This window comes from Intrasporangium chromatireducens Q5-1 (assembly GCF_000576575.1).
In the GTDB taxonomy this organism is placed as follows: Bacteria; Actinomycetota; Actinomycetes; order Actinomycetales; family Dermatophilaceae; genus Intrasporangium_A; species Intrasporangium_A chromatireducens.
Genome location: NZ_AWQS01000401.1, coordinates 1 through 2,289, shown reverse-complemented (window position 1 = coordinate 2,289; position 2,289 = coordinate 1). Strand labels below are relative to the sequence as shown.

General features: G+C 67.5%; 2 protein-coding genes and 1 pseudogene. 2 read left to right on the top strand and 1 reads right to left on the bottom strand.

Annotation, left to right across the window (positions count from 1 at the left end):
* Positions 1–22: 22 nt before the first annotated feature.
* On the top strand, positions 23–487 hold the full coding sequence (locus N864_RS21600) for a hypothetical protein (protein ID WP_155893059.1): 465 nt from the start codon (positions 23–25) through the stop codon (positions 485–487).
* 91 nt (positions 488–578) lie between these two features.
* The gene (locus tag N864_RS23875; RefSeq protein ID WP_051518913.1) at positions 579–1,040 is read left to right on the top strand and encodes a hypothetical protein; all 462 of its coding nucleotides are present in this window, start codon (positions 579–581) and stop codon (positions 1,038–1,040) included.
* A 77-nt stretch (positions 1,041–1,117) separates the two neighbouring features.
* On the opposite strand, the pseudogene N864_RS25245 reads toward N864_RS23875, so the two are convergent.
* A pseudogene (locus tag N864_RS25245) lies at positions 1,118–2,289 on the bottom strand (MobF family relaxase); the annotation flags it as partial.

Genomic DNA, 2,289 nt, shown 5'->3' with positions numbered 1-2,289 from the left:
CCGACACAAGGAAGGTAAACCAGTGAGCGAGTCCACTGTCGGCGCACCCGAGCCGGCGCAGCGCACTATCCCAACATCTACCGAGCCACAGGCGGCGCGCGCGAGGCGCCGTCGCCCCAAGGCCCTGCTCGTTGTGGCCGTTGCGGCGATCGTGGTCATCGGTGCACTCGTCGCGTTCCTCGCCCTGCGAGACACCAGCACGCGCCTTGAGAAGGCAGCGAAGGCTTGCTCGGTCAGCGGAGTGATCGACGACGAAGGTCACACGCTGTCCCTACGACGCGTCGCAGCCAAGGAAGACCCCGGGCGGGTCTCGCTCGTCGACTACGAGTGCGTCCTCGGCGAGCTTGCGGTTCCTCGAGCTGTGAAGGACCACATGGGCTCGACGCGAGCCCTCGACGGCACACAGACGGACGAGTGGGACGGACTCAAGGCCCGTTGGACCTACCACCCGGACGACGGGATCTCGATGACCATCACCGAGAACTGAGTTACCTGACCATGCGGTCAGGTTCAACGTGGGCCGGCCGTGCCGGAGGGGAGCGGCCGGCCCACCCCTTAATGAAGCAAGGAGCAGAGCCATGAACAAGAAGCACGTCATTGGATATGCGGCCACCACGCTGGTCGCCTTCGGAATCGGCACGACTGCGGGCGGGTCACCGTCTCCCCAGACGGCCCCGGCCGCTGCAAGCCCGACCGTCACGATCACCGCCCCGGCGGTCGAGAGCACCGAGCCCGGGCCGACAGTGACCCAGACAGTCGAGGTGCCGGGCCCGAAGACGACCGTCACGGTCGGACCTCCCCCGCCGGCCGTGGCGATGTCAGGCGACGGGACGTACCAGGTCGGCGTCGACGTGAAGCCGGGTACCTACGTGTCCAAGAAGCCGAGCAGCGGCAACTGCTACTGGGCCAGGCTCTCCCGCGAAGATGGCCTCGGCGGGATCATCGCCAACAACAACTCGAGCGGCCAGTCCGTGGTGACCATCCGCAAGACGGACAAGTACTTCGAGTCTAGCGGATGCAGCGACTGGACCAAGCGCTGACGCTGGAGGCTCGGTACAGCCGGCAGTCATGAGCAGGACTGATCGAGTCAGAACTGGGGGGACGGCGCCTGCATTGGTCATCGACGAATGGTGCGGTCAACTGCTCGCTCAACATCACGTCCATGCTCAAGCCAAGATCGGTCGAGTGCCGCGAGTTGGCTCATCTGGGCAACGAGTCGGCCTTCATACGCGTGAAGATCCCCTGGCGCGTCTGCCGCCTGACCCGGTGCACGGGTGGGGATTGCCAGGGCCTGGAGATCGAGGCCGAGTCGTTCGGCGTGATGCATGCGCGCAATGAGGGGCCGCAGACTGTCGGTGTTCTTGGCGTGCTCGATGTCGTCGTCTGCAACTCCCGCGCCCTTCAGCAGCGCGAGGTAACGGGCTTCGCGACGAGCGTCGAGTATGGCGGCGCCTTCGGCAGCAGCCCGTGCAGGGGCCTCGGCTGCCGCTTCTTCGGCCGCGCGGGTCGCCGTGGCGGAGGTGTCGGCACCGGTACGGGCCAGGACGCCGCGGAGCACCTCAGCGGGATCGAGGGGGTCGATGTCCTCGTGGGCGGTGTCGTGATCGGGGTCCCAAGCCGTGTCGACGTAGAGCATGTTCGACTCCCGTCCCCGAGTCGCCATCACATACAGCGGTTCCCGGGTCGTGGTCGCGGTGACGTAGGCGTGCGCGGTGTCGACGGTGCGACCCTGAGCGCGGTGCGCGGTGGTGGCGTAGCCGAGCTCGACATGCTCGGTCACGTATGCCGCCGGCAGCATTACAGCCCGCGTCCCGGTGGCGCTTCTCACCCGCAGTGAACCGTCACCTGTGACGTGGGTGACGACCCAGCGGTCGCCGTTCTTGACCCACTCACCCATCCCCGCGGAACCGTCGGACCCGGTGACGAGGTCGCGCTGGTTCAGCCGCGTCGCGACCAGATCCCCAGTGCCGATGGTGGTGCCGTCCGCCAGGGTTACGCCGTCCTGGGTGACCTCACCGGTCCGGACCCGGTCGGAGCGGGCGCGAGTGTTGAGATCGGTCACGGTCTGCGCGTCCCCAGCGATCATCAGCGATGACCGGCCCGCCGTGATGTCGGCCTGCCACGCCGCATAGAGCGCGTCGAGGACGCTGTCGCGGTCACCGCCGATGACCCGGCCCTGCCGTACGTACTCGTCGGCGACGCTGGGGCGCCCGGAGCGGAGTTTGAGGGAGGCGTCGCGTTCCCACTCGTGCCGGAACCGGCGCACGTCGAGAAGTTCTGGCGTGTCAT

Bases quoted from the DNA above. Each gene is read 5' to 3' on its own strand.
- N864_RS23875 (WP_051518913.1), top strand. From the start codon at position 579: ATGAACAAGAAGCACGTCATTGGATATGCGGCCACCACGCTGGTCGCC.